The sequence below is a fragment of the Mycolicibacterium wolinskyi str. Jessa 2025 genome (assembly GCF_049241375.1).
Taxonomy (GTDB): Bacteria; Actinomycetota; Actinomycetes; order Mycobacteriales; family Mycobacteriaceae; genus Mycobacterium; species Mycobacterium wolinskyi.
In genome coordinates this window covers 7,014,708-7,039,078 of the sequence record NZ_CP185960.1, presented here as the reverse complement: position 1 = coordinate 7,039,078, position 24,371 = coordinate 7,014,708, and the positions used below count along the sequence as shown (strand labels likewise).

The window sequence follows — 24,371 nt, the reverse complement described above, 5'->3', positions numbered from 1 at the left end:
ATGACGGCACGACCGGATACCCGGTACTCCGGACCGAGCTTGGCCAGCCGCGCCCGGTGGTTGCTACACGCCAAGCCTGCCGATCACATGCTGGCATTGAGCGTCGCATCGGCTTCGCTGCCCGTCGTCGGCAAGCACCTGGAACCGCTCGGTGCGATGGCGGCCATGAGTGTGTGGGGTTTCCGCCACATGCCCGACTTCGTCGCCGCATCCGCGAGGTCCTGGCTGGCCCCGGATCCGGCCGGGCTGCGTAAGGCGGATCGAGACAAGACCAATTCCGTTGCTCGGCAGGCACTGCAAAACCTCGTGGCCGCCGCTGATTTGGCGATCGACTGGCCCGCGCCGCAGAGCATGCCGCCGCTGTGGAACACGATCGCGCACCGGCGCAGCGTCTACCGGACCTCCGTACGCTACGGCGACAGTCCGTCGCAGTTGCTCGACGTGTGGCGGCCAAAGGATCTGCCGACCGAACCGGCGCCAGTGCTGATCTTCGTCCCCGGTGGCGCGTGGGTCCACGGCAGCCGCATGCTGCAGGGTTACGCGTTGATGTCGCACCTCGCGCAGCAGGGCTGGGTGTGTCTGTCGATCGACTACCGCGTGGCGCCGCACCATCGCTGGCCGCGTCACATCACCGACGTCAAGGCCGCGATCGCCTGGGCGCGCGCGAATGTCGACAAGTTCGGTGGGGACCGAAATTTCGTTGCGATCGCCGGGTGTTCGGCGGGCGGACACCTGGCCGCCCTTGCCGGCCTGACCCCCAACCACCCCGATCTGCAGGGTGATCTGTCCGAAAGTTCGGACACCACGGTCGATGCCGTCGTGGGCATCTACGGCCGCTACGACTGGGAGGATCGCTCGACCGCCGAACGGGTGCGGTTCGTCGATTTCCTGGAACGCGTTGTGGTCAAACGCAAGATCGACCGGCACCCGGAGATCTTCCGGCTTGCCTCGCCGATAGCCCAGATCCATCCGGACGCTCCACCGTTCCTGGTGGTTCACGGTACGGCCGACACCGTCATCCCGGTCGCGCAGGCGCGCAGCTTCGTCGACCGTCTCAAAGCGGTGTCGCGTGCCCCGGTCGGCTATGTGGAACTGCCTGGCGCGGGCCACGCCTTCGACATGACCGACGGGGCCAGGACCGGAGCGATGGCCACCGCAATTGGCTTGTTCCTCAACGAAATTCACCGAAACCGGACGATTGACCGGACTAAAGCGGTTATATAGACGCCTCCACAGGGGAGGTACACCGTGAAGCGGTTGAGTGGGTGGGACGCGTTCCTGCTGTACACCGAGACGCCCAACGTCCACATGCATACATTGAAGATCGCCGTCATCGATCTTGAGGGGATCGGCGACCGCACCTTCGGTGTCGACGACTTTCGTAAGGTGCTGCACGGCCGGCTCTACAAGCTCGACCCGTTCCGCTATCAGCTCATCGACATCCCGTTCAAGTTCCACCACCCGATGTGGCGCGAGAACTGCGACGTCGACCTCGATTACCACGTCCGGCCGTGGCGGCTGCCCGCTCCCGGCGGCCGGCGCGAACTCGACGAGGCCATCGGTGCGATCGCCAGCACGCCGCTGGATCGCAGCCGCCCGCTGTGGGAGATGTATTTCGTCGAAGGGCTGGCCAATGACCGCATCGCGGTGGTCGGCAAGATCCACCATGCACTGGCCGACGGCATCGCGTCGGCCAACCTGCTGGCCCGCGGGATGGATCTGCAGGAGGGGCCGCAACGCGATCGCGATTCCTACGCGACGGATCCGGCACCGTCCAAGAGCGAGTTGGTGCGTTCGGCATTCCGCGATCACCTGCGGCAGATCGGCCGGTTGCCGGGCACCATCCGTTACACCGCGGAGGGCGTCGGACGGGTACGACGTAGCAGCCGCAAGCTTTCGCCCGAGCTGACCCGGCCGTTCACGCCGCCGCCGAGCTTCATGAACCACGTGCTGACGCCCAGACGGCTGTTCGCGACGGCGACGCTGGCGCTGTCCGATGTCAAGGAGACGAGCAAAAAGCTCGGCATCACGATCAACGACCTGGTGCTGTCCATGTCGTCGGGGGCGCTGCGCACCCTGCTCCTCAAGTACGACGGCAAGGCCGACCATCCACTGCTGGCCTCGGTGCCGATGAGCTTCGACTTCTCACCCGACCGGATCTCGGGCAATCGATTCAGTGGCGTGCTCGTGGCGTTGCCGGTCGATGAGGCCGACACCGCCGAACGGGTCCGCAAGGCGCGCGAAGCGGCCGGCCTCGCCAAAGAGAGTCACCAACTCATCGGGCCCGAGCTCATCGCACGCTGGGCCGCCTACATCCCGCCGGCCCCGGTCGAAGCGGCGTTCAAATGGCTCTCTGGCAAGGACGGCCAGAACAAGGTGCTCAACCTCAACATCTCCAACGTTCCCGGTCCGCGTGAGCGGGGCAAGGTCGGTGGGGCCACGGTCACCGAGATCTACTCCGTCGGCCCGATCACCGCAGGCAGCGGGTTGAACATCACGGTGTGGAGCTATGTCGATCAACTCAACATCTCGGTGATCGCCGACGACGCCACTGTCGACGATCCGCATGAGGTGACCGACGCGATGCTCGACGAGTTCCACGACATCCGAAGAGCTGCAGGACTTCCCGACAAACTCACGATCGTCGAGACCGCGATGCCGCAGTAGCAGCGGTCAGCGGACCACGGCCAGCAGGGTTGCCGCAGCTTCGGCGAGTTGACTGTCGCCATTCAGTTCGGCACGCGCGCGCCCTTGCTCCTCGGTGATTCCGCGGGTGGCCAGTCGCCACACCGTGTCCTGATCGATCCGGACCGATGCGTCCGGGCCGTGCACCGATTCCGCTGTGAGGTCCCATTGGGCGCCATCGGAAGTCACGGCCCAACGCCCGCCCGCCGGGCCGGTGACTTCGAATTCGACCGCCGTGCCGGACGGTCGCGGGTGATCACGTAACGCAAAGGGCACGGCATGGAGGAACGTCACGATAACCGGACGGAGCATATCGGCACCGTCAGCGCCCGGTTGGGGCACCGCGTCGCGGATCTGCTGTTGGTGCACCCAGTACTCGGTGTAGTCGCGTGCGACATCGAGCCAGGCGGGGCTCGTCGACGCACCAGCCCACGAAACATCCAGATGCGCGGCACCGTCCATGTCGATGTCTGCCCAGACGGCGTCCAATTGCGGCCCCAGATGGGCCAGCACGTCAATGATCGTGTTGGGGCTGCATTGGCGCATCGCGCGGACAAACTCGTCATTCACGCGAGCCAGGTAGGTCGGCAGTGTCTCGTCATTGGCGAACACCGCTCCTCCGTACCCGTCCCGGCTACCCGAGAGCCGACGCATGTAATCGTTAAGTATGTGCGACGCAATGTCTTTCACGTCCCAACCGTCGCACACCGTTGGCTTGGCCCAGTCGGCCGGCTGTAGCGACGCGAGCAGTTCGAGCAGTTCCTGCCGCTCCACCGGAAACAGCCGGCGGACATCGATTGGAATCATGAGGCCAAGCTAATGGGCGTGCCAGGACGTGCGCGACCGGTTTCTTTGTTGCCGAGCTTCAGCCACCGCGCGCGAGGCTTCACTGCGACATCATCAGGTCGAGTACCTCGGAGGTCAACATGCCGCCCGGCTGCGGGCGCGGTCGTGGTGGTGTCCGAAGACGGTGCGGGGTGGTGTTCATGGCGATCAACGGGATCGAGCTACCCGACTACACGGCCGTCTGAGCCTACTCCGCCTGCACCCCGAAAGCGTTGACGGCCAGCGCAAGCAGTTGGTATCCACCGATGAGGAACACGAGGTCCATGCGTTGGTTCTCGTCGAGGAACTCGGCGAGGCGGTCCCACGTCGACTGCGTGATGGTGTGGAAAGCGACGAGATCGTCGACCGCACATACGATCACGTCATCATGGATGTCCGAGCAGTGACCCGACCGGATGCCGTCGATGTCGTCGTCGGTCAGGCCGGCCTGCCGTGCGATGGGCACGTGGTGTGTCCACAGGTAATCGCAGTCGCTGCGCAGCACGATTCGCAGTAGCGCCACTTCCCGAATACGTGGGGACAGCCGCGATCCGCGCAGCAGATAGGCGTTGAACGGCAGGTAAGCGCACGTCAGGTCCGGATTGCGCACCAACGTCGACAGGACGTTGCCCGCGCCTTCGGGGTTGGCTCGTTCGGCCGGGATGAGGGAGGCCAGTGCCGCGCGCGTGTTGTCGTCCCATTGCTCAAATGGCAATGGGGTCAACCGTAGCGGGTGCAATCTACTGGATCGGTTCGTCGCCGAGCACCGTGGTGCGCAGCATGTGGCGGGGCGAGTTGGGCTCGTACGGGGCGGCACGATGCAGCACACCCTGGTTGTCCCAGATGACGGTGTCACCGACGGACCATTTGTGGCTGTACACCTTGTCGGGCGTGGTGGCGTGCTCGAGGAGCTCGGCGAGCAGCGCGCGGCCTTCGTCGCGATCCATACCGACGATGTAATCCGCGGAGGCGCCGAGCACCAGCGATTTGCGGCCGCTGCGATGGGTCCACACCAGCGGGTTCTCGTGTGTTGGCCGGGATTGCCACCGCTGCAGCTGTTCCGGGGTGGGTTCGGGATAGACCCGTCGTTGGGAGGCCTCAAGCGAGTGGACCACCCGAAGACCTTCGTAGCGTTCCTTTTCGGAATCCTCGAGCGTGTCGTATGCGGCATACGAGTTCGCGAATTCGGTTTCACCGCCACGCGCGGCGACTTGCAGCGCCGAGAGCACCGTCGCCTTCTGCGGGCATTCGTCGTGGAGCGGTGTGCAGCCGTCGATGTGCCAGTCGAACGTCGCCTTGAGGTATTCGGCAGCCTTGTTCTTCGACTGGTCCAGCGTGATCGGGTAGATGCCCGAGACCGGATGGTGGCCGTCGGCGGACCGGTCGATCTCGCCGAGCCGTTGCGAAAATGCCACCTGTGCTTCGGGTTCCAGATGCAGATCGTGGAACACCAACACACCGTTGTCTTCGAGTGCATCGAGGATCGCGGCGCCAAGACCACTGTCGCTTGCGAGACGGTCGGGGTCGACGCCGCAGACCTCGGCGCCTACCGACGTCGTCAGTTTGTTGATCGTGAGCACGCTCATCGGAGTGTCCTTTCGGGTGCGGTCATGGCACCGGTTCACCGGTGCGGATCATCACGGCATCGGCCGCGTCGACCGGGGCGGGCTGATGCATGATCTCCACCGACATCGCCACCATGATGAGCGAATAGATCAGGTGCAGAAGATTGAGTGCATCGTCGGGCAGTCCGTCGAGCGGGAACTTGTCGCAATAGTCGATCGCCTCTTCGAGACGCGGGAATAAGGCGTCGTAGAACTGCTCCATCTGCGGCATGGTGGACGACAGGCGGGCGTTCCAGCGTTCGGTTTCGGTGGCCAGACACCAGGTCTCGGCGTAGGGTTCGAGTTCGGCAAACGCGCTGGGCAGCATGGGTTCTGCCATCTCACACCTCCGCCGGAGTGCGCTCGCGTTGGTACTCGTCGACCCAGTCGACGACGACTTTGTGCAGGTGGCGGACCAGGATTTCCTGATCGTTGAGCGGATAGTCGTCGACGATGCCGTACTCCAGCGCGGCCTGGGTGCCGCCAAGCATGCCGGCGTCCTGCAGCGCGAACTCCTTGAGTACCACGGCGGCGACCTCGTGCTCGATGCGTTCACGCACGTTTCGCGCCGGATGGAAGTACGTGTACGCCTCGAAGCGGTGGGTGTTGTGAGACGTGGGCCAGTACCGGTACAGCAGATACCAGCCGCCGTAGATGAGGATCTCGGTGTTGGGAAAGATCTGGAAGTTGCTGATGCCCCACGGTTCGATGCCGCCCGGATTCAAACCCGGTGGCAACTCGCCGATGTCGGGCGTCCGCCACGGACCCACCAGGCCGCTGCGGGTGGCCCGCTCGATCGGGTACATGTACTCCGGGGCCAGCAGCCAGCGGCGCGTGCCTGCGGTCGACACCAGCCGGTGAGGCCCGTCGAGCTGGAAGTGACCACAGGTGAAACCCGCGTTGGGATCGCGCACCTCGGGCGGCACCTGTTGGGTGTGCAGCGACGGCACGTGGTAGTACTCCTGGAACGCGTCGGCGAAGATCTTCCAGTTGCTGTTGTTGTGGGCAACCCAGTCGTAGCGTTCGGTGAGTTTGTGGAACGGATAGTCGTCGAGATCCGTGATCATCGGCCCCAGGAAGTCACGCAAACTCTGCCGCGGTGTCGCGTCGAAGTTGATGAACACGAAGCCGTTCCACACATCGCAGTGCACCGGCACCAGGCCGTAGTCGGCGGTGTCGACCGTGAACGGTTCGGGAACGTACGTCAGCGTGCCGTCGAGGCCATAGCGCCAGCCGCATTGCCTGCACTCGAAGAACTCGGCGGAACCGGCAGTCTCCCGCTCAGGGAAGTCGTTCCATAGCAGCTTGTTTCCGCGATGACGGCAGGTGTTGTGAAACGCCCTGAGTTTGTCGTCGGCGCCCCGGACCAGGATCACCGAGGCGCGGGCGGCCTCGATCTCCTTGGTCGCGTAGTGTCCGGGGGCTGGGACCTCCTCGACGCGTGCGACGTTGAGCCAGGCCCGTTTGAACACCGCTTCACGTTCCACCTCGTAGAACTCCGGCGAGGTCGAGTCACGGAACGACACCGGTCCAGTGCCGAGTTCCGGGTAATGCTCGGTCCAGGAGCCTTCTGCCGGCTTAGGCCATCGCTTCATCGGTACCTCCCTGTCTGGTCACATCACCGCTCCACCGTTGACGCCGAGCACCTGACCGGTGATGAACCCGGCTTCCTCGGAACACAGAAACCCCACGGCTGCGGCGATATCCGCGCCAGTACCCAAGCGGCCCAGCGGGATGTTCCCGGCGATCTGCTCGTTGGGCGGCAGATAGCCGGCGGCCTGTGACTGATGCTGCATCGGCGTCTCGATGCCCGAGGGCGGGATGTTGTTCACCGTGATGCCGTACTCCGCGTATTCGCGGGCCAGCGACTTCGTCAGCGTGATCACGGCGCCCTTCGACGCGGCGTAGTGGGCGGCGAACGGCGACCCGCGCTGGGCGCTGGACGACGAGATCATCACGATGCGACCCCATTTGGCGTCGATCATGTCCGGCAGTGCGGCGCGGCAACTGTAGAACGTGCCGGTGAGGTTGACGTCGATGATCCGCGCCCAGGCGTCGTCGCTGATGTCCAGGAACGGTGAGTATCCGAACACGCCCGCACTGGTTACCAACGCGCTGACCGGTCCGAGCTCGCCGCGGACCTTCGCAAATCCCTGCTCGACGGCCCGGCTGTCGGTGACATCGGCTCCGATGGCCATGGCAGTGCAGCCGGCGGCGCGCAGATCATCGGTAACCCGTTGAGCTGCATCTTCTTTCATGTCGACGACGCCGACTTTGAAGCCCCGTCTGCCGAGCTCGTGACAGGTCGATTCCCCCATGCCCGAGGCGCCGCCGGTAACCACCGCGACCCTGCTCATTCGTACACGACCTTCACCGTGCGACTCGTCGGCAATGCCTGACACGTCACCACCAAGCCGTCGGCCACCTCGTCGTCGTCGAGCGCGTCGTTGTTGAGCATGCGAGCACTACCTTCGGTGATCTGAGCGATACACGTCCCGCACGAACCGGTTTCACATGACGAGGGCGCGCGCAGCCCGCCCATCCGAGCGGTCTGCAGCAACGTGTGTCCGGGGCGGTACGCAAGTGTGACCGAGCGGCGGTCGAGTTCGATCGTGACTTCCTCGGTCACCGTGGCGGTTTCGACAGGAGCCGGCGCGACGGTGAACCGCTCCAGGTGGAGCCGGTCCGCCGATACCCCGGCTGAAAGCAGTGCCTTCTCGACCGTGTCCATGAACGGCCCAGGCCCGCAGACGTAGAAGTCGGCGTCGGTGACCTCGGCGATGAATGTTTCGACCTGTTCGGCCGTGACCAAACCCTTTTCGTCATCGAGGTGATGACACAACGTGAAGCGGTCCGGGTGGCCCTCCCGCAGCGCGGCCAACGACTTCTCGAAGATGATCGAATCGCGGCTGCGGTTGGCGTAGAAGAGGCGCGCGCCGCGGCCGGTTGTTTCAAGCGCCGACCGTAACAGTGAATACACCGGGGTGATCCCGCTTCCGCCGGCGAAGGCCACGAGGTCGCGCTCCTGCTCGCGCATCACGAACCGGCCTTGCGGAGGCGCGGCATGCAACTCGTCACCGGGTGCCGCGGTGTTGTTCAGCCAGTTGGACACGACGCCGTCGCGGTCGCGTTTGACGGTGATCTGCAGATCTTCGTCGAGCGCGGGGGACGACGACATCGAATAGCAGCGCCGGTGTTCCTGGCCGTCGACGTGGACCAGCAAGGTGAGGAATTGACCGGGAAGATAACGGAATTCCGCTGCGCCACCGGGTGGGCGGTCGAAGACGAGCGACACCGCATCGGAGGTCTCGCGAACCACTTGCTTTACGCGCAGTGGTACGAAGCCCTCGGTCTGGGTGGTGGCTGGCTCAAGCATCCCGGCCAGAGTATCAACTACTTGTCATTAGTATCAAGTACTAGATACATCGCCGATTGTGCGGCCCCATACGGGTGTGTCGGCGGGTCGCGGATGAAACCGCAACCTCAGCGCGAACAGCGCGAACGGCCCGCCAGACGGCGGCTCAGTGTTCGACGTGGTCGTCGAACAGTTCGTGGCCCGTGCCCTTTTCGACGACCCGGCTCAACAGCTCACGCAGCGTCTTCTGCTCCTCGGCGGTGAGAACGCCGAACACCTTCTCATGGGCGGCGATCGCATCGGCGACCACTGCCGCGGCGACCGAACGTCCCTCATCGGTCAGGAACGCCTGCAGGATGCGGCCGTGCTGGGGATTCTGCTTGCGCTCGACGAGGCCACGCTTCTCGAGGGCGGTGAGGGCCAGCTGCACGCCCTGCGGGCTGATCAGCAGCCGGCGGGCCAGCTCGGCGCCGGACAGGCCCGGTTCGTTCGCCAGCTGTCTGAGCACACCGATCTGTGCGGTGCTCACGCCATGGTCGCTGACCGCATCGTTGACGGTGGTCAGCGAGAAGTAGAAGGCCTGCTTGAGCAGCCACAGGATGTTGTCGGTGAGTTCCATGTCCGTCCCTTCACCACGACGGTATCGCGTGATCAGGCCGCTTTGTGCACTACGCCGTCCTTCATCACGAATGACACGTCGAGCGTGGTGGAGATGTCGGCCGAGGGGTCACCGGGCACGGCGATGATGTCGGCGAGGTAGCCAGGCGCCAGCCGCCCCAGTTCGTCGTCGGCGTCGATCAACTCGGCGGCAACCACGGTGGCCGCGCGGATCGCCTGCATCGGAGTCATCCCGCGCTCGACCAACGCGCACAGTTCCTTGGCGTTCTGGCCGTGCGGAATCGCCGGTGCGTCCGTACCGCACGCGATGCGGACACCGGCCGCAATCGCCTTGGGCAGCATGGCTTTCGCACGCGGGAACACGTCGAGCGCCTTCTTGCGCAACTCGGGGGCGATGCGGTCGATCGCCATGGCGTCGGTGAGGTAGGTGGTGGAAACCAGGAAGGTGCCGTGGTCGACCATCATCTGGATGGTCTCGTCGCTCGCGAGGAAGCCGTGTTCGATGCAGTCGATGCCGGCGCGGATGCAAGCCTGGATCGCGGTGTCACCCACGGCGTGCGCGGCCACCCGGACCCCGGCGCGGTGCGCCTCGTCGGCGATGGCCGCGAACTCGGCGTCGGAATACTGCTGGGCGCCCGGGGCGGTGCTGTGCGACATCACCCCGCCCGACGCGGACACCTTGATCAGTTTGGCCCCGTGCCGGATCTGGTAGCGCACGCACGCGATGACGTCGGGCACCCCGTTGGCGATGCCCTCGGCCACGGACAGCGGCATGATCCCCGGTGCCAGCCGCTGGAACACCGTCGGGTCCAAGTGCCCGCCGTACGGCGTCACCGCGTGCCCGGCCGGATAGATGCGCGGCCCGGCGTGCCAGCCCTGATCGATCGCCCGCTGCAGCGCGACGTCCAGCAGGAACCCACCGGTCTTGACCATCAGCCCGAGGTTGCGCACGGTCGTGAATCCGGCGTCGAGCGTCGTACGCGCGTTGACCGCACCGCGCAGGGTGCGATACGCCGGATCGTCCTGCACGCCGTGCATGGGCGTGGGCAGCCCCTCGGGGCCGCCCGGCCCGCCGATCAGCAGGTTGAGCTCCATGTCCATCAGGCCCGGCAGCAACGTGACGTCACCGAGGTCGATCACTGTCGAATCGGACGGCAGCTCTGGGGGATTCACCGCCGTGATGCGGTTTCCGTCGACCACGATGACGGCCGGTGTGCACACCCGCCCGGCCTCGACATCGGCCCACCGCGCGGCGCGCAGGACGACCGTCACGGCACGGGCTCGAAGTCGCAGTCCAGCCAGGTGGCACCGGAGTCGGGGACCCGCGGCTGTTTCCAGCACTCCACCGGGAACGACACCGTGATCATCGAATACAGCATGTGCATGAGCGCCAGGACGTCGTCGGGCAGATCGTCGAGGGGGAACTTGTCGCAGTACGCGATAGCTTCCTCGGCCCGCGCGGTGATCGCGTCGTAGAACGCCTGCATCTCCGTCATCGAGCTGGCCAACCGCTTGGCGTAGCGCTGCCGTTCGGTGGACAGACACCACTCCGAATACGGTTCGAGGTCGGCGAATTCCGTTGGCAGCATGGCGCTCACACCCCCACGGCCGATATGCGGTTCTGGTAGTCGGCTATCCACGCCGCTGTCTCCTTGTGCAGGTGCCGCAGCAGGATCTCCTGATCGTTGAGCACGAACTCGGAGATAGCGCGCGACTCGATCATCGTCTGGGTGGCCTCGAGCGTGTTGGCGTCCTGCAAGCCGTATTCCTTGAAGGAGGCCGCCGCCAACTCCTGGGCGATGCGCTCGCGCGGGGTGCGCGGCTGCGGGAAGTAGAGCGTGCCTTCGAAGACGTGTGTGTTGTACGACGTCGGCCAGTAGTGGTAGGTGAGATACCAGCCCTGGCCCCAGAACAACATCACGAAGTTCGGGAACAGCTGGAACGAATCCAGGCCCCACGGATCGCATTTCGCCGGGTTCAGGCCTGCGGGCATGGGCCCGAGATCGGGTTTGTCCCACGGGCCGAAAAGCCCGCTCTGGCAGATGTCTTCGATCGGCTTGCGCATCTCGGCCGACATCTCCCAGGCCCGCACGCCCGATGTGCTGACGAGCCGGTGCGGGCCTTCGAGGCGATAGTGCGGTGCTTCGAATCCGGCCTCGGCCGCGGCCTTCGAATACGCGGTCGGTGACTGGTTCGCGTGCAGGACCGGTGCGTGGTAGAACTCCTGGAACGCATCCATGTAGAGCTTCCAGTTCGCGTTGACCTCGGAGCGGTAGTGCCAGCGTGAGGTCAGCTTGTCGAACGGATAGCCTTCCAGCCCAACGATCATCGGCCCGAGGAACTCACGCAGCGACTGCTCGGGAGCCTTGGCGAAGTTGACGAAGATGAACCCTTCCCACACGTCGCAGTGCACTTCCACCAAGCCGTAGCGGGATTTGTCGAGGTCGAAGAACTCCTCTTCTTGCTGCACGAACGTCAAGTTGCCGTCGAGGTCATAGCGCCAGGCGTGGTACTTGCAGGTGAACTGGCGGCACACGCCGCGGGTCTCCTCGCGCGGCATGTCGTTCCACACCAGCTTGTTCCCGCGGTGGCGACAGACGTTGTGGAAGGCTTTGACTTCACCAGAGGTGGTGCGCACCAGGATGATCGAGGTCTTGACGACCGGCAGTTCCTTGGTGAAGTAGCTGCCCTTGCGTGGCAGCTGTTCGACGCGGCCGACGTTGAGCCAGGCCCGTTTGAAGATCGCCTCGCGCTCGAGCTCGTAGATCTCCGGGCTGATCGAGTCCTCGTAGGACACCGGGCCGGTGCCCAACTCGGGGTAATGCTCGGTCCAACTGCCTTCTGGCGGCTTGGGGAAACGTGGCATCGCTACTCCTGTCCCGATGACTTGGGCCGACCGTATCGGCTCATCCCAATAATGACAAGTAGTTGATAATGCATGCTGTCACCGCCCATACTGGAAGGACGACGGCGGGAGGATCCGGATGGATCAACATCTGGGGGAGTACATCGGCATCGAGGCCGACTGGTCGCTCGACGGTGACCACCCGCACCAGATCGAGGTGGTGTCACCGCACACCGAGCAGCCCATCGCCCGGGTGGCGGCGTCGCTGCCTGCCGATGTCGACGCGGCCGTGGCGGCCGCACGCGCGGCCGTCGATCGGGGACCATGGCAGCGGCTTCCACCCGACGAGCGCATCGTGGCGCTGCGACGCCTGGCCGACGTGTATGCGCAGCGACGTGAACAGATGGCCCAGCTCATCTCCGCGGAGATCGGTGCGCCGATCAGCTTCGCCAAGCGTGCTCAGGTCGGCTTGCCGACCATGATGATGTCGGCGTTCTGCGATGTCGCCGAGACTTACCCGTGGCACGAGAGCCGGCCGGGCTTCTTCGGTGCCGACGTGCGCATTCGCCGGGAACCGGTCGGTGTTGTCGCGGCCATCGTGCCGTGGAACATGCCGCAGTTCCTGATCGTGACGAAGCTCGTGCCCGCGCTGATCGCGGGATGCGCCGTCGTGCTGAAGCCGGCGCCGGAGTCGCCGCTCGATGCGCTGCTCCTCGCCGAGATGATCGAGCAGATCGGGTTGCCGGACGGTGTCGTCACTGTCGTGCCGGGTGACGCGGCCGTCGGTGCGCACCTCGCAAGCCATCCCGGCGTGGACAAGGTTTCGTTCACCGGGTCGAGCAGCGCAGGCCGTGCGGTCGCCACGGCATGTGCGGCCAATCTGACAAAGGTCAGCCTTGAGCTCGGCGGCAAGTCCGCCGCGATCGTTCTCGACGACGCCGATCCCGAGACAGTGGCAGCCGGCGTGCGCTCGGCGAGCCTGTCCAACAGTGGGCAGATCTGCAACGCCCTGACCCGCATCGTCGTGCCTGCCGCGCGGGAGGAGGAGTTCGTGGACGCCCTTGCGGCTCGGATGTCGGCGCTCAAAGTGGGCGATCCCGCGGATCCGGCCACCGAACTCGGCCCACTGGTGTCCCGTAGGCAACAGCAGCGCGTCCGCGACTACATCGAACTCGGCCGGCGCGAGGGCGCTCGCCTCGTAATCGGCGGAACCGACCTGCCGACGGGAGTCGACACCGGGTGGTACGTGCAGCCGACGTTGTTCGCCGGTGCGGACAACTCGATGCGCATTGCCCGTGAGGAGATTTTCGGTCCCGTGCTGACCGTCATCCCGTATGAGGACGAGCGCGACGCCATCGCGATCGCCAATGATTCCGACTACGGGCTGGCCGGATCGGTGTGGACCGCCGACACCGATCGCGGGATACGAATCGCCGAACAGGTACAAACCGGCACCTTTGGGGTAAACCAGGGGTACACAATGGATCCGTTCGCACCGTTCGGCGGTGTCAAGGACAGCGGCTACGGCCGCGAGCTCGGCCGCGAAGGTCTCGACGGCTACGTGGAGACCAAGTCCATCGCCGTCGCCGGTTGAACGAGAGGGAGACCATGACCGCAATAGCTTCGCACCGGACACCGGCCGCCGAACGCATCGCCGTTCGCTGCGTCGATTCCGACGTGCATCCCGTGCCGCGTCGCGGTGTGCTCGGCGAATACATCCCCGAGCCGTGGCGCAGCAGGTATTTCGGCACGCACGACGTCGGTGAGCTGATCTACTACGACGCTCCCGACTACGCCCACGCCTACGCGATGCGCACCGACACGTTCCCATCCGACGGCGAATTCGCGGGCAGCGATCCCGATCTCGCGTTCCGACAGTTGATCATGGAAGCCGGGGCCGACATCGCGATCCTTGAGCCCGCGGCGTATTCGGCGCACATTCCCGAGGCCAACCACGCCATGAACTGCGCGCTCAACGACTGGCAGGCCAATCACTGGCTCGACAGCCACAACAACTGGCACGAGCGGTGGCGCGGATCGATCTGCCTTGCGGTCGAAGCCCCCGAGCTAGGGGCACAGGAGATCGAGCGGTGGGCCGGCCACCCGTACATGGCCCAGATCCTGATCAAGGCCGAGCCGCGTCCGTCGTGGGGCGACCCGAAATACGACCCGCTGTGGGCCGCGGCCACCAAACACGACATCACCGTGAGCTGTCACCTGTCGCGCGGCGAGTACGACGAACTTCCGCTCCCGCCAGTCGGTTTGCCGAGCTACAACCACGACTTCATGGTCACCTACTCGCTGCTGGCGGCCAATCAGGTGATGAGCCTGATCTTCGACGGCGTGTTCGACCGGTTCCCGACGCTGCGCGTGGTGTTCGTCGAGCACGCGTTCACCTGGATCCTGCCGCTCATGTGGCGCATGGACGCGATCTACGAAGCGCGCAAGTCATGGATGGACATCAAGCGCAAGCCCAGCGAGTACGTCAAGGACCACATCAAGTTCACGACCCAGCCCCTCGACTATCCCGAGGACAAGACCGAACTGTCGCGGGCCTTCGAATGGATGGAGTGCGACAAGATCCTGTTGTTCTCATCGGACTACCCGCACTGGACGTTCGACGATCCGCGCTGGCTCGTCAAACACCTGCCGGAACACGCGCGCGAAAATGTCATGTTCCGCAACGGGATCGAGACCTACAAGCTGCCGGAGACCGTACCCGTGCTCGAAGGACAGGTGCGAGTCTTCTAGGGCAGTTTGATAGCTGACACGTACATGTCGACGATCGGCCGATAGAGGTCGACGTCGTCGAGTTCGCTGCCCAGCACCACTGAGTCGCTCGTGGCGATGAGGACCTGAGCGAACGTCTTGGGCGGTATCAGCAGGGTGCCGCCCAGGCGGTCGATGCCGTCGACGATGAACTTCGCCAGCGCGTCGACCACCTCAGAGCGCTTGGCGGCGACGCGTTCCCGCGATTCCGGGTTTCTCCGGAGGTAGAGCGTGAACTCATGTCCGAGGGCGGCGTGTTCGGCGCCGCGGTCCTGGCTCAATTCACGCCAGCGCTTGGCGATCTCGTCGCGTTCGCGTGCGCCGACCTGTTTCGCACTCGACATCACGTCGGCGAAGTTGTCGAAGTACCGGCGCCAATACCGGTCGCTCACCGCCAGGAACAAGTCCTCCTTGGTGGCGAAGTGCTTGTAGATGGCGCCCTTGGTGTAACCGGCGGCGCGTGCGATGTCGTCGAGAGTGGCTGGCGCGAAACCCTTTTCGGCGAACACCTCCTCGGCGGCGTCGAGCAGCACTGAGCGCGTGTGCTCCAGGCGTTTCTCTCGGGTCCACCGCTCGACCATGGCTGAAATTCTTCCACAGAATCTCAGATACCTATTGGTCACTGAGATACCGATTGGTATATTTTCGGCGAACCGCCACGAGAGCGAACTTCAGGAGGCGTCGTGAGCGATCTGTCCAAAAAATCCGCCGTCACCGAATCGATCGGCGGAATCGCCGACCTCGAGAAGCAAGGCCCGTCGTCGTCGAACGCGTACAAGTTCTGGGCGACCGTCGGCTCTGTCTTCCTGGTGCTGACGCTGTATGTCGCGATCCGGTGGGTCACCGGCCCCTATTTCGAGCCGGTGTCGAGCGGCCCGAGCGAACCACCGCTGTACATGAAGATCCCACTGATCGCGAACGCCGTCGTGCTCTGGATCGGCTTGCCGTTTGCCTTGTGGTTCTTCCTCATTCGGCCTTGGATGCGCGAGAGGCGCATCACGCTCGACGGCATGCTGCTGGTGTCGATGGGCCTGATGATGTTCCAGGATCCGATGCTCAACTACTACAGCACCTGGTGCACGTACAACGCGTGGCTGTTCAACCAAGGTTCGTGGGCACCGTACATCCCGGGCTGGGTGGCGCACGAGGAACCGGGGCACACGGTGCCCGAACCGATACTGACCAACATCCCCGGCTACGCGTACGGCGTCTTGCTGCTCACGATCGTCGGGTGCTGGATCATGCGAAAGATCAAGAACCGGTGGCCCGGGATCAGCAACCTGCGGCTGGTGTTGGTCACCTACGCGATCGCGTTCGTATTCGACTTCATCATGGAGGCGCTCATCCTCCTGCCGATCGGCTTCTACTCCTACCCCGGCGCCATTCAGTCGTTGTCATTCAACGCGGGCACCTACTACCAATGGCCCATCTACGAGGGGCTGATGTGGGGTGGCGTCCAGACGGCGCTGGTCTGCCTGCGCTTCTTCACCGATGACCGGGGCCGCACCGTCGTCGAACGCGGAATCGACCGCGTCCGCGGCGGATTCGTCAAACAACAGTTCATCCGGTTCCTGGCGGTCTTCGGCGGTGTCAGCGCGTGCTTCTTCCTGTTCTACAACGTGCCGGCGACCTGGCTGGGCATGCAGGGCGACGCGTGGCCGGAGGACGTGCAGAAGCGTTCGTACTTCAACCCCGGCATCTGTGGCGAGGGCACCGACCGGCCGTGCCCGAACCCTGACCTTCCCGTACCGACCCACCGTTCGGGGTACGTCAACCACGAAGGTGAACTGGTCCTGCCGGATGGGGCGACCATCCCGCCCGTCGTGCCCATCCAGCGGGCGAACACCGATGACGGTCAGTAAGTTTCGGCCGATCACCGAACCGGGCGTATCGGCGCCGTTCTACCGAGCGGTCGGTGACGAGGTCGAGGTGTTCCGGGCTGCGGCTCGCCGCGGTCTGCCGGTGTTGCTGAAGGGGCCGACGGGGTGCGGAAAGACCCGCTTCGTGGAGGCGATGGCGCATGACCTCGGTCGGGAGCTGATCACCGTCGCGGGTCACGAGGACATGACGTCGGCGGATCTGGTGGGCCGCTTCCTGCTCAAGGGTGGCGAGACCGTCTGGGTCGACGGCCCGTTGACGAGAGCGGTTCGCGAGGGTGCCATGTGCTACCTCGACGAGATCGTCGAAGCACGCCAGGACACCACCGTCGTCATCCATCCTCTGGCCGATCACCGACGCGAACTGCCCATCGACCGGCTCGGTACCACCTTGCCCGCGGCACCGGGATTTCAACTGGTGATCTCCTACAACCCCGGTTACCAGAGCATCCTGAAAAGCCTCAAAGACTCGACCCGTCAACGCTTCATCGCGATCAGCCTCGACTTCCCGGCTGCCGAGATCGAGACCGAAGTGGTCGCCCGCGAGGCAGGGATCGACGAATCGACCGCTGGGTCGCTGGTCATGCTCGGAAACGCGATCCGGAAGCTGGACCGCTCGGCGCTCAGCGAGGTGGCCTCCACCCGCATGCTCATACTCGCCGGCGGACTCGTCGCCGAAGGACTGAGCCTGCGCAGCGCTGTCCAGTCCGCCGTTGTGGAGGTGCTGTCCGACGATCCCGACGTGATCCGGGGACTCGGAGAACTGGTCGACGCGGTACTGCCACCACCGTGAGTACCGATAGTCCAGAGCCGCACCACTTCCGGTTTCTGGCCGGTTTCCTCGCCGGGCGCCCCGTTGACGTCGCCGTAGCGGACGAGCTGGCGTACACCGACGGTCACGTCGTGTTCGTATCGGCACGTGCCGATCCAGATAGGCAGCGTCGCGAAGTGCTTGTCCAGAGCGCGCTTCTGGGAGCCGGAAGCCTTGAACGTCGGTACGTCAAGCGACTGCGGGCGCGGCCTCTGCTTGCCCGCCGTTATCTGGCGGTCGAAGGGCACCGGGTGCTGGCCGAGTTCGCCTCGCGGATACCGTTGGCCGCCACTGCCATCCCCGACTTTCCCGTGCGGTCGACCAGTTCCGAGGAATCGTTGCAAATCGCCTTGCGTAGAACCGAACTCGACGCACCGCCGGACTGGTTCGGGACGATCAAACCGTCCACACTGTTCCGCGTCCGCGGCGGAACGGTTTCGCAGACTGCAGATGCCGCGCATGCGTACGAGATGGACGAGGGCGATGACGCCGACGGACCGGCAGAAAAGAGTTGGATCCTCAAGCTGTTCGAGGTTCCGATCGGCGCGCAGGCACCCGCGAGGTTTCTGCGGACACTGTTCGGAAGCTCCCGCTCGTCCGGAAGCGAGGGCGCCGGCGGCGAGTTGGGCGTCGGCTCGATGCGACGGACCTCTCACCCCGGCGCGTACGCGCGTCCGGTACCGACTCCGATCAAATTCACCGGTGCCGAGTTGCCCGGTGCGGCACTCTCGATCGGTGGCGCTCTGTATCCGGAATGGGACGTCTTCGGTGGCCGGTATCGGGAGGACTGGTGCCGCGTCATCGATTTCCCGGTCAGCGCGGCCGTGGACGTCTCAGCCGTCGGTGTGGCACGTGACGCCGTGCTGCGGCGCAGGCTCGCGCGAGTCAGCTTGGGCCCCAAAGTGTTGCGCGGCCGCACCGATGGCGACGACGTGGACACCGATGCGTTGATCAACCTCTTCGTCGATCTACGCTCCGGTTATTCACCACCCGAGCACGTGTACTCCGAGCGCCGCAAGCTTGCCCGCAACCTCGGTGTGCTCATCCTTGTCGACGCGTCGGGATCGGCGACCGACGCCGACTGCGACGGCCGCGCCGTCCACGATCACCAACGCCGTGCGGCGGCGACGCTCGCCATGACGCTCGAGGAACTCGGTGACCGCGTCGCGGTGTACGGGTTCCGATCACAAGGCCGCCTGGCGGTGCACCTGCCGGCGATCAAGTCGTTCGGTGAACGGTTCGGTGCGGCCGGTCGGGCGCGCCTCAACCAGCTGTATCCGTCCGGCTATACCCGGCTTGGCGCGGGCATCCGCGGTGCCGGGGAAATCGTGAAGAATGAAGCGGGAACGCCGAATCGGCTGCTGATCGTGCTGTCGGACGGTTTCCCGTACGACGACGGCTATGAGGGCCGGTACGCGGAAGCCGACACCCAGAAGGCACTTGAAGAGCTGCGTATGAACGGCATTGCGTGCCTGTGCCTCTCGCTCGGAGCTGCCGCCGCCTCGGATGCGCTCGAACGAGTTTTCGGCGCCGCGAGCTATGCGTGTGCTGCGACGCTGTCCGATCTGAGCCCGCGGATGGACGAACTGTTCTTGTCCGCCCTCGCCGAACTGGCTGCGCCGCAACGGCGGTGAAGTTAGCGCTTCGCCAACACCCAGTTCAGGAACTTCTCGACGGCATCGGCCGTGTAGTGGCCGTGCGGTGAGCCGAAGAAGTCGAAGGCATGCTGTGCGTGCGGGATCTCGGCGTAGACCACCGGCGACGTGGATGCTTCGCGTAGTGCCTTCGCGAACTCACGGCCCTCACCGACGGGGATGAGCGAGTCATTGACGCCGTGGAGGATGAAAAACGGTGGGGCATCGGGGCGTACCAACGTGATGGGCGACGCGTCGCGGTACACCTGCTCATTGCCCGAGAGCGGCAGCTTCACGATGAGCCGTTGCAGGATCTCCATGAACTCTGAGCGCCCGGTTCCGCTGGTGCTGAACCAGTCATAGCGACCGTAGACCGGCACCGCGGCGACCACCGAGGTATCGGCGTCCTCGAATCCCGGCTGCCACTTGGGATCGTTGGGGGTCAGCGCCGCCAAGGCGGTCAGATGTCCACCGGCCGAACCGCCCGTGATGCAAACCGACTCCGGATCGCCGCCGTACGAGGCGATGTTGTCCTTGACCCAGGCCAGTGCCCGCTTGACGTCGACGATGTGATCGGGCCACGGGTGGCGTGGGCTGATCCGGTACCCGATCGACACGCAGATCCAGCCTTGCTCGGCGAGGTGGCTCATCAGCGGATAGGACTGCGGGCGGCGCATTCCGATCATCCAGGCGCCGCCGGGTACCTGCAGGAGCACCGGCGCCTTGCCGTCGCGTGGCAGGTCGGTCCGCATCCAGATGTCGGCCAGGTTGGCCCGGTGCGGGCCGTAATGCACGGTCTTCTGCGCGTAGCGGCGTCTGCTCCACGACGTGGACCACACCTCGCCGCGCCGCAGTGGCCGCGGTGCCACCGCGTAGTCGGCACCGAGCGCGGTGCGCAGCGGATCCTCGAAACACGGTTGGGAGGCCAACCCGCGACGATGGATGAGATACAGCAATGCCCAGGAAATCGCCTTGAGCACCAATGAGATCCGGCCCTGTGCAGACCGGTAGTCGCCGCGGATACCGCGGCGCAGGGCGTCCGCCACTGACACCGTCGTGACCAGCGGTGCGTTTTCCGACGTCGGCCAGCCGAACGCGAAGGCCGCGACGGTGGTGTAGCCCTTGCGGCCGAGCGGCTTCACCGCGTTGACCGCGTTGAGCAACTCCGCGGCTGCGGGCAGCAGTGGTCTAGCCATCGACCCGGTCCTGCAGTTCGCGGCGCGCGATCTTGCCGGTGCTGTTGCGGGGCAGTTCATCGAGAACGGTGATCTCGCGTGGCACTTTGTAATTGGCGAGGTTTTCTCGCACGTGGGCCTTGAGCTCGTCGACATTGACCGCACCGGACAACACGACGAACGCCGCCAACCGCTGCCCGAACTGCTCGTCGTCGACGCCGATCACCGCGGCCTCGGCGACCTCGGGATGGCCGGCGAGAACCTTCTCGACCTCGATGGGATACACGTTCTCGCCGCCCGAGACGATCATCTCGTCGTCGCGGCCCACCACGAACAGCCGGCCGGCGTCGTCGAGATATCCGACGTCGCCCGAGCACATGTAGCCGTCGTGGAAGTCTTTCGTCGTACCCGACGTGTATCCGTCGAACTGCGTCGAGTTACGCACGTAGATCGTGCCCACCTCCCCGGTCGGGACCTCGCGGAGATCGGGATCCAGGATCCGGATATCGGTGCCCTCGGCGGGTTTTCCCGCGGTATCGGGCGCGGCCCGCAGATCGGCAGGCGTCGCCGTGGCGATCATCCCGGCTTCGGTCGCGTTGTAGTTGTTGTAGATGACGTCGCCGAAGCGGTCCATGAACTTGATGACCACATCGGGACGCATGCGCGACCCCGACGCGGCGGCGAACCGCAGCGACCGGCCGTCGTAGCGGCGCAGCACGTTGTCGGGCAGTTCCATGATCCGGTCGAACATCACCGGGACCACACACAACCCGGTGGCGCGGTGCCGGTCTACGAGCTCGAGCGTGGCCTCCGGGTCGAACTTGCGCCGGGTGATGATCGTGCAGGCCATCGACGCGGCGAACGCCAGCTGGGAGAAGCCCCACGCATGGAACATCGGCGCCACGATGACGACGGGCTCCTCGGCGCGCCACGGCGTGCGGTCCAGAATCGACTTGAGCACTTCGGGACCACCGCCGGAATGCTTGGCGCCCTTGGGCGTTCCGGTTGTCCCCGAGGTCAGCAGGATGACGCGGCTCTTCTCGGACGCCCGGCGCGGCTGCTTGCCCGCGAACTGCTCGACGAGTTTGGCGACGGTCTTCTCGTGTGCACGGGTGTCGGTCCAGGCGACGATCCGGGCCCTGTCCGGATGCCCGGCAAGCGCTTGGTCGACAGTTCCGGTGAACTCCTCGTCGTAGATGACGGCGTCGACCTTCTCGCGGCCCACCACCTCGGCCATGGCCGGTCCGGCGAATGAGGTGTTGAGCAGCAGTACGTCGGCGCCGATGCGGTTGGCGGCGATCAACGACAGCACGAACCCACGGTGATTGCGCGCCATGATCCCCAGCACGTGCGGTGCACCACCCGGCAGCGCCTGCAGTCCGGCGGCCAACGCGTCGGCCTGTTGGTCGATCTGGCGCCACGTGAGCGTGCCGAGTTCGTCGACGAGACCCGGCCGGTCCGGGCACCGCTGGGCCGCGCTCGCGAAACCCGATGTGACGCCCATGTTCTCGCGGGCCATCGCGGCGGCGATCCGCAGATACTTGTCGGGCCGCATCACCGCGATCAAGCCGGCCCGGCGCATGGTGGTGGCCAGGCCGACGGCGTCGGTCAGGCGGTCGAGCGGGCCCACCGCGGATCAGCCGATCACCGGGAAGCGGCGTTCTTCCGCGAGCTCGTCCAGCGCCCGCTGCATCACATGGCGGACATGTGCGTCGACCTCGTCGATGTCGGGATTCTCACCGAACTCGGCGACGATGTCGACCGGCGGAAGCGTCTTCATCACGATCTTGGTGGGCAACGGCACGTTGAGCGGCACGACCGCGGACAACCCGAACGGAAAACCGAACGACAGCGGCACGATCTTGGTGCGGGCCATCCGGGCGATCGGGCCCAGCGCCTTGGCCACCGCGGTGCCGCGGGACAGGAAGAGCTGGGCTTCCTGTCCTCCTATCCCGACCATCGGAACGATCGGCACACCGGCATTGAGTGCGGCTTTGACGTATCCGGTGCGGCCGTCGAAGTCGATCTTGTTGGCCGCCAGGGTGGGCCGGTAGACGTCGAAGTCGCCGCCGGGAAAGACGACTACCACGCCGCCCGAGCGCAGTGCCTCGTCGGCGTTCTCGTGGTTGGCGCGGATGAATCCGGTCTTTTTGAAGAAATCCGCGGTGGGCCCCGTCATCAGCATGTCGTGGCTCAGCGTGTACACCGGGCGGCCGTACCCGAACTTCTCGTAGAAGCCCGTCGCGAACACCGGCACGTCCATCGGGAACAGCCCGCCCGAGTGATTCGACACCACGAGGGCGCCGCCGTTGGGGAAGGTTTCCAGGCCGCGCACCTCCGCGCGGTGGTAGCCCTTGATCAGCGGCCGCAGCCAACCCATGACCTTCTCGGTCAGGCCTGGATCCCACTTGGTGATCTCGGGCGGATCGATGTCGGTGGCGGCCACAAGTCCCCCTGATACGAATTGAAACGTGTTCTAGTTTTGCAGTGTACCCAGGTAACGCCCGGATTTTCACAAAACCGCAGGTTGCTGTGGGTGCTATTGGTCAAGCGGATGACGCCAGCGCAATCGACGGAAGCGGGCAAACCCACGGTCAGCGCTGAGCCACGTGGCGTTGTTCTCAAGTGCGTAGGCGGCGACGTACGCGTCCTGGACATCGTTGCCACGTGCCGCGATGTCTTCACAGAGTTGCCGGAACAGCTGCCAGTGCCGCTCGCCGCTGCGCACAGTGAGTGCCGCGGGTGCCGCGACGAGCGCGTCGATCGCCTCCCATGCTTGCTGTGGATCTGTGGGCTCGGTGAAGACACGGCGATTGGTGATCACGCGGTGAAACCCGCTGAGCACGATGTCGGGCAACCCAAGTGGCTCATCGCCGTTGGCGATCCGCTCGAGCAGTGACCGGTAGTCGGCGTGCTCCGGCAGGTCGGGTCGATGGGCATGGACGAGGACGTTGACGTCAACGCAAAGCATCGAACGATGCGCTCTCGTCCATTGCCTCGGCGACGATGCTGTTGAAGGCGATGTCGATACCTGGCCGAAGCCCGCCGGAGCCCGTCGGTCGGACGGCGTAGGGAGGCCGGTCTTGGTGCGCGGCCGGCTCGAGCCCACGTCGCACCGCATCCTCCAGAACAGCCGCGACTGTTCGCCCGGAGCGCGCAGCGCGAGCCTTCACCTCGCGGTAGAGCTCGTCGTCGATCCGGATGGTGGTGCGCATGCTGTCATCTTAGCTTCAGCACCAGGCATAAAGATGCCTGGTTGACCTGAACAGCCGTTGAGGTCGCACGATGGTGCGCATGGCAACCGACCTCACCGCATACTTCGCGCGGATCGGCTTCTCGGGACCGGCGCGCACCGACCTCGACACGTTGCGTGCAATCGTGGCCGCGCACAACCGGTCCATCCCGTTCGAAAACCTCGACCCGCTGCTGGGCATACCGGTGGTCGACCTGAGTTTCGGGGCGCTGCACGACAAGCTCGTCGACCGCCGCCGCGGCGGATACTGCTACGAGCACAACGGCCTGCTGGGCTACGTGCTGGAACAGCTCGGGTTCGGGGTCGATCGCCTGGCCGGCCGCGTGGTGTGGATGAAAGAGCCCGACGCGCCGCTGCCCGCGCAGACCCACAACGTCCTCGCCGTGACGGTGCCCGGCGAGGACGAGCGCTACCTGGTGGACGTCGGATTCGGCGGTCAGACACTGTCATCACCGATCCGGTTGGCGGCCGGACCGGTCCAGGAAACGCGCCACGAGCCGTATCGGCTTCTCGAACACGGGGACGGGCTCGTGCTGCAGGCGCAGGTCCGCGGGGACTGGAAGCCGCTGTACACGTTCACCACCGAGCCCCGGCCGTGCATCGATCTCGAAGTCGGAAGTTGGTACGTGTCAACGTATCCCGAGTCGATCTTCGTCGTCGGGCTGACGGCCGCACTGATCACCGACGACGCCAGGATCAACCTACGGGGTCGCAATCTGGCCATCCACAGCCGCGGTGAGACCGAGCGGGTGCGCTTCGACACCGCAGGCCAGGTGCTCGACGCGCTCGAAGGCCGATTCGGGATCGATCTGACCGACCTCGGTGCGCACGTCGACCTCAAGGCCCGGGTCGACGAGGTGCTCGACGCCTGAGGCAGACAGCAGGAAAAGTCATGTTCCTGGCGCCGGCGGCCGACCATA

25 protein-coding genes are annotated in these 24,371 nt (G+C 65.2%); 8 read left to right on the top strand and 17 right to left on the bottom strand.

The genetic code is table 11. From position 1 onward, the window contains the following. On the top strand, positions 1-1,224 hold the full coding sequence (locus ACOI2T_RS34750; protein WP_409502849.1) for an alpha/beta hydrolase fold domain-containing protein: 1,224 nt from the start codon (positions 1-3) through the stop codon (positions 1,222-1,224). Positions 1,225-1,248: 24 nt separating this feature from the next. Then, complete coding sequence (locus tag ACOI2T_RS34745) at positions 1,249-2,667, top strand: WS/DGAT/MGAT family O-acyltransferase (RefSeq protein ID WP_409502848.1); 1,419 nt, start codon at positions 1,249-1,251, stop codon at positions 2,665-2,667. 6 nt (positions 2,668-2,673) lie between these two features. On the opposite strand, the gene ACOI2T_RS34740 is transcribed toward ACOI2T_RS34745, so the two are convergent. The 11 genes from ACOI2T_RS34740 to ACOI2T_RS34690 form a co-directional block, all read right to left on the bottom strand. Further along, positions 2,674-3,459, bottom strand: a complete 786-nt coding sequence (locus ACOI2T_RS34740; RefSeq protein WP_409502847.1) for a maleylpyruvate isomerase family mycothiol-dependent enzyme — start codon at positions 3,457-3,459, stop codon at positions 2,674-2,676. Positions 3,460-3,718: 259 nt separating this feature from the next. Further along, positions 3,719-4,234, bottom strand: coding sequence for a carboxymuconolactone decarboxylase family protein (locus ACOI2T_RS34735; RefSeq protein WP_409502846.1), 516 nt, complete (start codon positions 4,232-4,234; stop codon positions 3,719-3,721). 16 nt (positions 4,235-4,250) lie between these two features. Beyond that, positions 4,251-5,096 carry a TauD/TfdA dioxygenase family protein gene (locus tag ACOI2T_RS34730; protein WP_409502845.1) on the bottom strand — a complete coding sequence of 282 codons (846 nt, stop codon included), beginning with the start codon at positions 5,094-5,096 and terminating at the stop codon, positions 4,251-4,253. A 22-nt stretch (positions 5,097-5,118) separates the two neighbouring features. Further along, positions 5,119-5,454 carry a hypothetical protein gene (locus tag ACOI2T_RS34725; protein WP_409502844.1) on the bottom strand — a complete coding sequence of 112 codons (336 nt, stop codon included), beginning with the start codon at positions 5,452-5,454 and terminating at the stop codon, positions 5,119-5,121. 1 nt (position 5,455) lies between these two features. Then, a complete protein-coding gene (locus ACOI2T_RS34720; RefSeq protein ID WP_409502843.1) occupies positions 5,456-6,709 on the bottom strand; it encodes an aromatic ring-hydroxylating oxygenase subunit alpha in 1,254 nt (417 codons plus the stop codon). Positions 6,710-6,727: 18 nt separating this feature from the next. Beyond that, positions 6,728-7,471, bottom strand: coding sequence for an SDR family NAD(P)-dependent oxidoreductase (locus tag ACOI2T_RS34715; RefSeq protein WP_409502842.1), 744 nt, complete (start codon positions 7,469-7,471; stop codon positions 6,728-6,730). Next, positions 7,468-8,490, bottom strand: a complete 1,023-nt coding sequence (locus ACOI2T_RS34710) for a 2Fe-2S iron-sulfur cluster-binding protein (protein ID WP_409502841.1) — start codon at positions 8,488-8,490, stop codon at positions 7,468-7,470. The genes ACOI2T_RS34715 and ACOI2T_RS34710 overlap by 4 nt, the downstream gene beginning before the upstream one ends. 145 nt (positions 8,491-8,635) lie before the next feature. Further along, positions 8,636-9,088, bottom strand: coding sequence for a MarR family winged helix-turn-helix transcriptional regulator (locus ACOI2T_RS34705; protein ID WP_067848479.1), 453 nt, complete (start codon positions 9,086-9,088; stop codon positions 8,636-8,638). Positions 9,089-9,120: 32 nt separating this feature from the next. After that, positions 9,121-10,359 carry a metal-dependent hydrolase family protein gene (locus ACOI2T_RS34700; RefSeq protein WP_409502840.1) on the bottom strand — a complete coding sequence of 413 codons (1,239 nt, stop codon included), beginning with the start codon at positions 10,357-10,359 and terminating at the stop codon, positions 9,121-9,123. After that, complete coding sequence (locus ACOI2T_RS34695) at positions 10,356-10,676, bottom strand: hypothetical protein (protein ID WP_409502839.1); 321 nt, start codon at positions 10,674-10,676, stop codon at positions 10,356-10,358. The genes ACOI2T_RS34700 and ACOI2T_RS34695 overlap by 4 nt, the downstream gene beginning before the upstream one ends. Positions 10,677-10,681: 5 nt before the next feature. Continuing rightward, positions 10,682-11,953 (bottom strand): aromatic ring-hydroxylating oxygenase subunit alpha, encoded by a 1,272-nt coding sequence (locus ACOI2T_RS34690; RefSeq protein WP_409502838.1) that lies wholly within the window; start codon positions 11,951-11,953, stop codon positions 10,682-10,684. A 118-nt stretch (positions 11,954-12,071) separates the two neighbouring features. Here ACOI2T_RS34690 and ACOI2T_RS34685 point away from each other — a divergent pair, with 118 nt between their 5' ends. Together ACOI2T_RS34685 and ACOI2T_RS34680 are read left to right on the top strand one after the other, a co-directional pair. Then, positions 12,072-13,526 carry an aldehyde dehydrogenase gene (locus tag ACOI2T_RS34685; RefSeq protein ID WP_409502837.1) on the top strand — a complete coding sequence of 485 codons (1,455 nt, stop codon included), beginning with the start codon at positions 12,072-12,074 and terminating at the stop codon, positions 13,524-13,526. A gap of 14 nt (positions 13,527-13,540) precedes the next feature. Next, the gene (locus ACOI2T_RS34680; protein WP_409502836.1) at positions 13,541-14,683 is read left to right on the top strand and encodes an amidohydrolase family protein; all 1,143 of its coding nucleotides are present in this window, start codon (positions 13,541-13,543) and stop codon (positions 14,681-14,683) included. Here ACOI2T_RS34680 and ACOI2T_RS34675 read toward each other — a convergent pair. After that, positions 14,680-15,282, bottom strand: coding sequence for a TetR/AcrR family transcriptional regulator (locus ACOI2T_RS34675; RefSeq protein ID WP_409502835.1), 603 nt, complete (start codon positions 15,280-15,282; stop codon positions 14,680-14,682). The genes ACOI2T_RS34680 and ACOI2T_RS34675 overlap by 4 nt on opposite strands. 102 nt (positions 15,283-15,384) lie before the next feature. Between ACOI2T_RS34675 and ACOI2T_RS34670 the strand changes: the two genes are divergently transcribed. Genes ACOI2T_RS34670 through ACOI2T_RS34660 form a run of 3 tightly spaced genes read left to right on the top strand, consistent with a single transcriptional unit; the run spans position 15,385 to position 19,023 of the window. Continuing rightward, complete coding sequence (locus ACOI2T_RS34670) at positions 15,385-16,563, top strand: spirocyclase AveC family protein (RefSeq protein ID WP_409502834.1); 1,179 nt, start codon at positions 15,385-15,387, stop codon at positions 16,561-16,563. Next, positions 16,550-17,371: a CbbQ/NirQ/NorQ/GpvN family protein gene (locus tag ACOI2T_RS34665; protein ID WP_409502833.1), complete on the top strand. Its 822-nt coding sequence runs from the start codon at positions 16,550-16,552 to the stop codon at positions 17,369-17,371. Before ACOI2T_RS34670 ends, ACOI2T_RS34665 begins: the two co-directional genes overlap by 14 nt. Then, a complete protein-coding gene (locus ACOI2T_RS34660) occupies positions 17,368-19,023 on the top strand; it encodes a nitric oxide reductase activation protein NorD (RefSeq protein WP_409502832.1) in 1,656 nt (551 codons plus the stop codon). The genes ACOI2T_RS34665 and ACOI2T_RS34660 overlap by 4 nt, the downstream gene beginning before the upstream one ends. Before the next feature lie 2 nt (positions 19,024-19,025). Here the strand turns inward: ACOI2T_RS34660 and ACOI2T_RS34655 are convergent, their stop codons facing one another. The 5 genes from ACOI2T_RS34655 to ACOI2T_RS34635 all read right to left on the bottom strand — a co-directional run bounded on the left by ACOI2T_RS34655 (position 19,026) and on the right by ACOI2T_RS34635 (position 23,413). Then, positions 19,026-20,219 carry an alpha/beta hydrolase gene (locus ACOI2T_RS34655; RefSeq protein WP_409502831.1) on the bottom strand — a complete coding sequence of 398 codons (1,194 nt, stop codon included), beginning with the start codon at positions 20,217-20,219 and terminating at the stop codon, positions 19,026-19,028. Next, a complete protein-coding gene (fadD12, locus tag ACOI2T_RS34650; protein WP_421877476.1) occupies positions 20,212-21,780 on the bottom strand; it encodes an acyl-CoA ligase FadD12 in 1,569 nt (522 codons plus the stop codon). Before fadD12 ends, ACOI2T_RS34655 begins: the two co-directional genes overlap by 8 nt. Before the next feature lie 54 nt (positions 21,781-21,834). After that, positions 21,835-22,644: a 1-acyl-sn-glycerol-3-phosphate acyltransferase gene (locus ACOI2T_RS34645; RefSeq protein WP_067848445.1), complete on the bottom strand. Its 810-nt coding sequence runs from the start codon at positions 22,642-22,644 to the stop codon at positions 21,835-21,837. Positions 22,645-22,737: 93 nt separating this feature from the next. Beyond that, positions 22,738-23,169, bottom strand: a complete 432-nt coding sequence (locus ACOI2T_RS34640; protein WP_409502829.1) for a type II toxin-antitoxin system VapC family toxin — start codon at positions 23,167-23,169, stop codon at positions 22,738-22,740. Beyond that, entirely contained in the window at positions 23,156-23,413 is a 258-nt protein-coding gene (locus ACOI2T_RS34635; RefSeq protein ID WP_409502828.1) for a ribbon-helix-helix protein, CopG family, read from the bottom strand. The genes ACOI2T_RS34640 and ACOI2T_RS34635 overlap by 14 nt, the downstream gene beginning before the upstream one ends. 79 nt (positions 23,414-23,492) lie before the next feature. On the opposite strand from ACOI2T_RS34635, the gene ACOI2T_RS34630 reads away from it, so the two are divergent. Continuing rightward, positions 23,493-24,323, top strand: coding sequence for an arylamine N-acetyltransferase family protein (locus ACOI2T_RS34630; protein WP_409502827.1), 831 nt, complete (start codon positions 23,493-23,495; stop codon positions 24,321-24,323). Positions 24,324-24,371 lie beyond the last annotated feature (48 nt).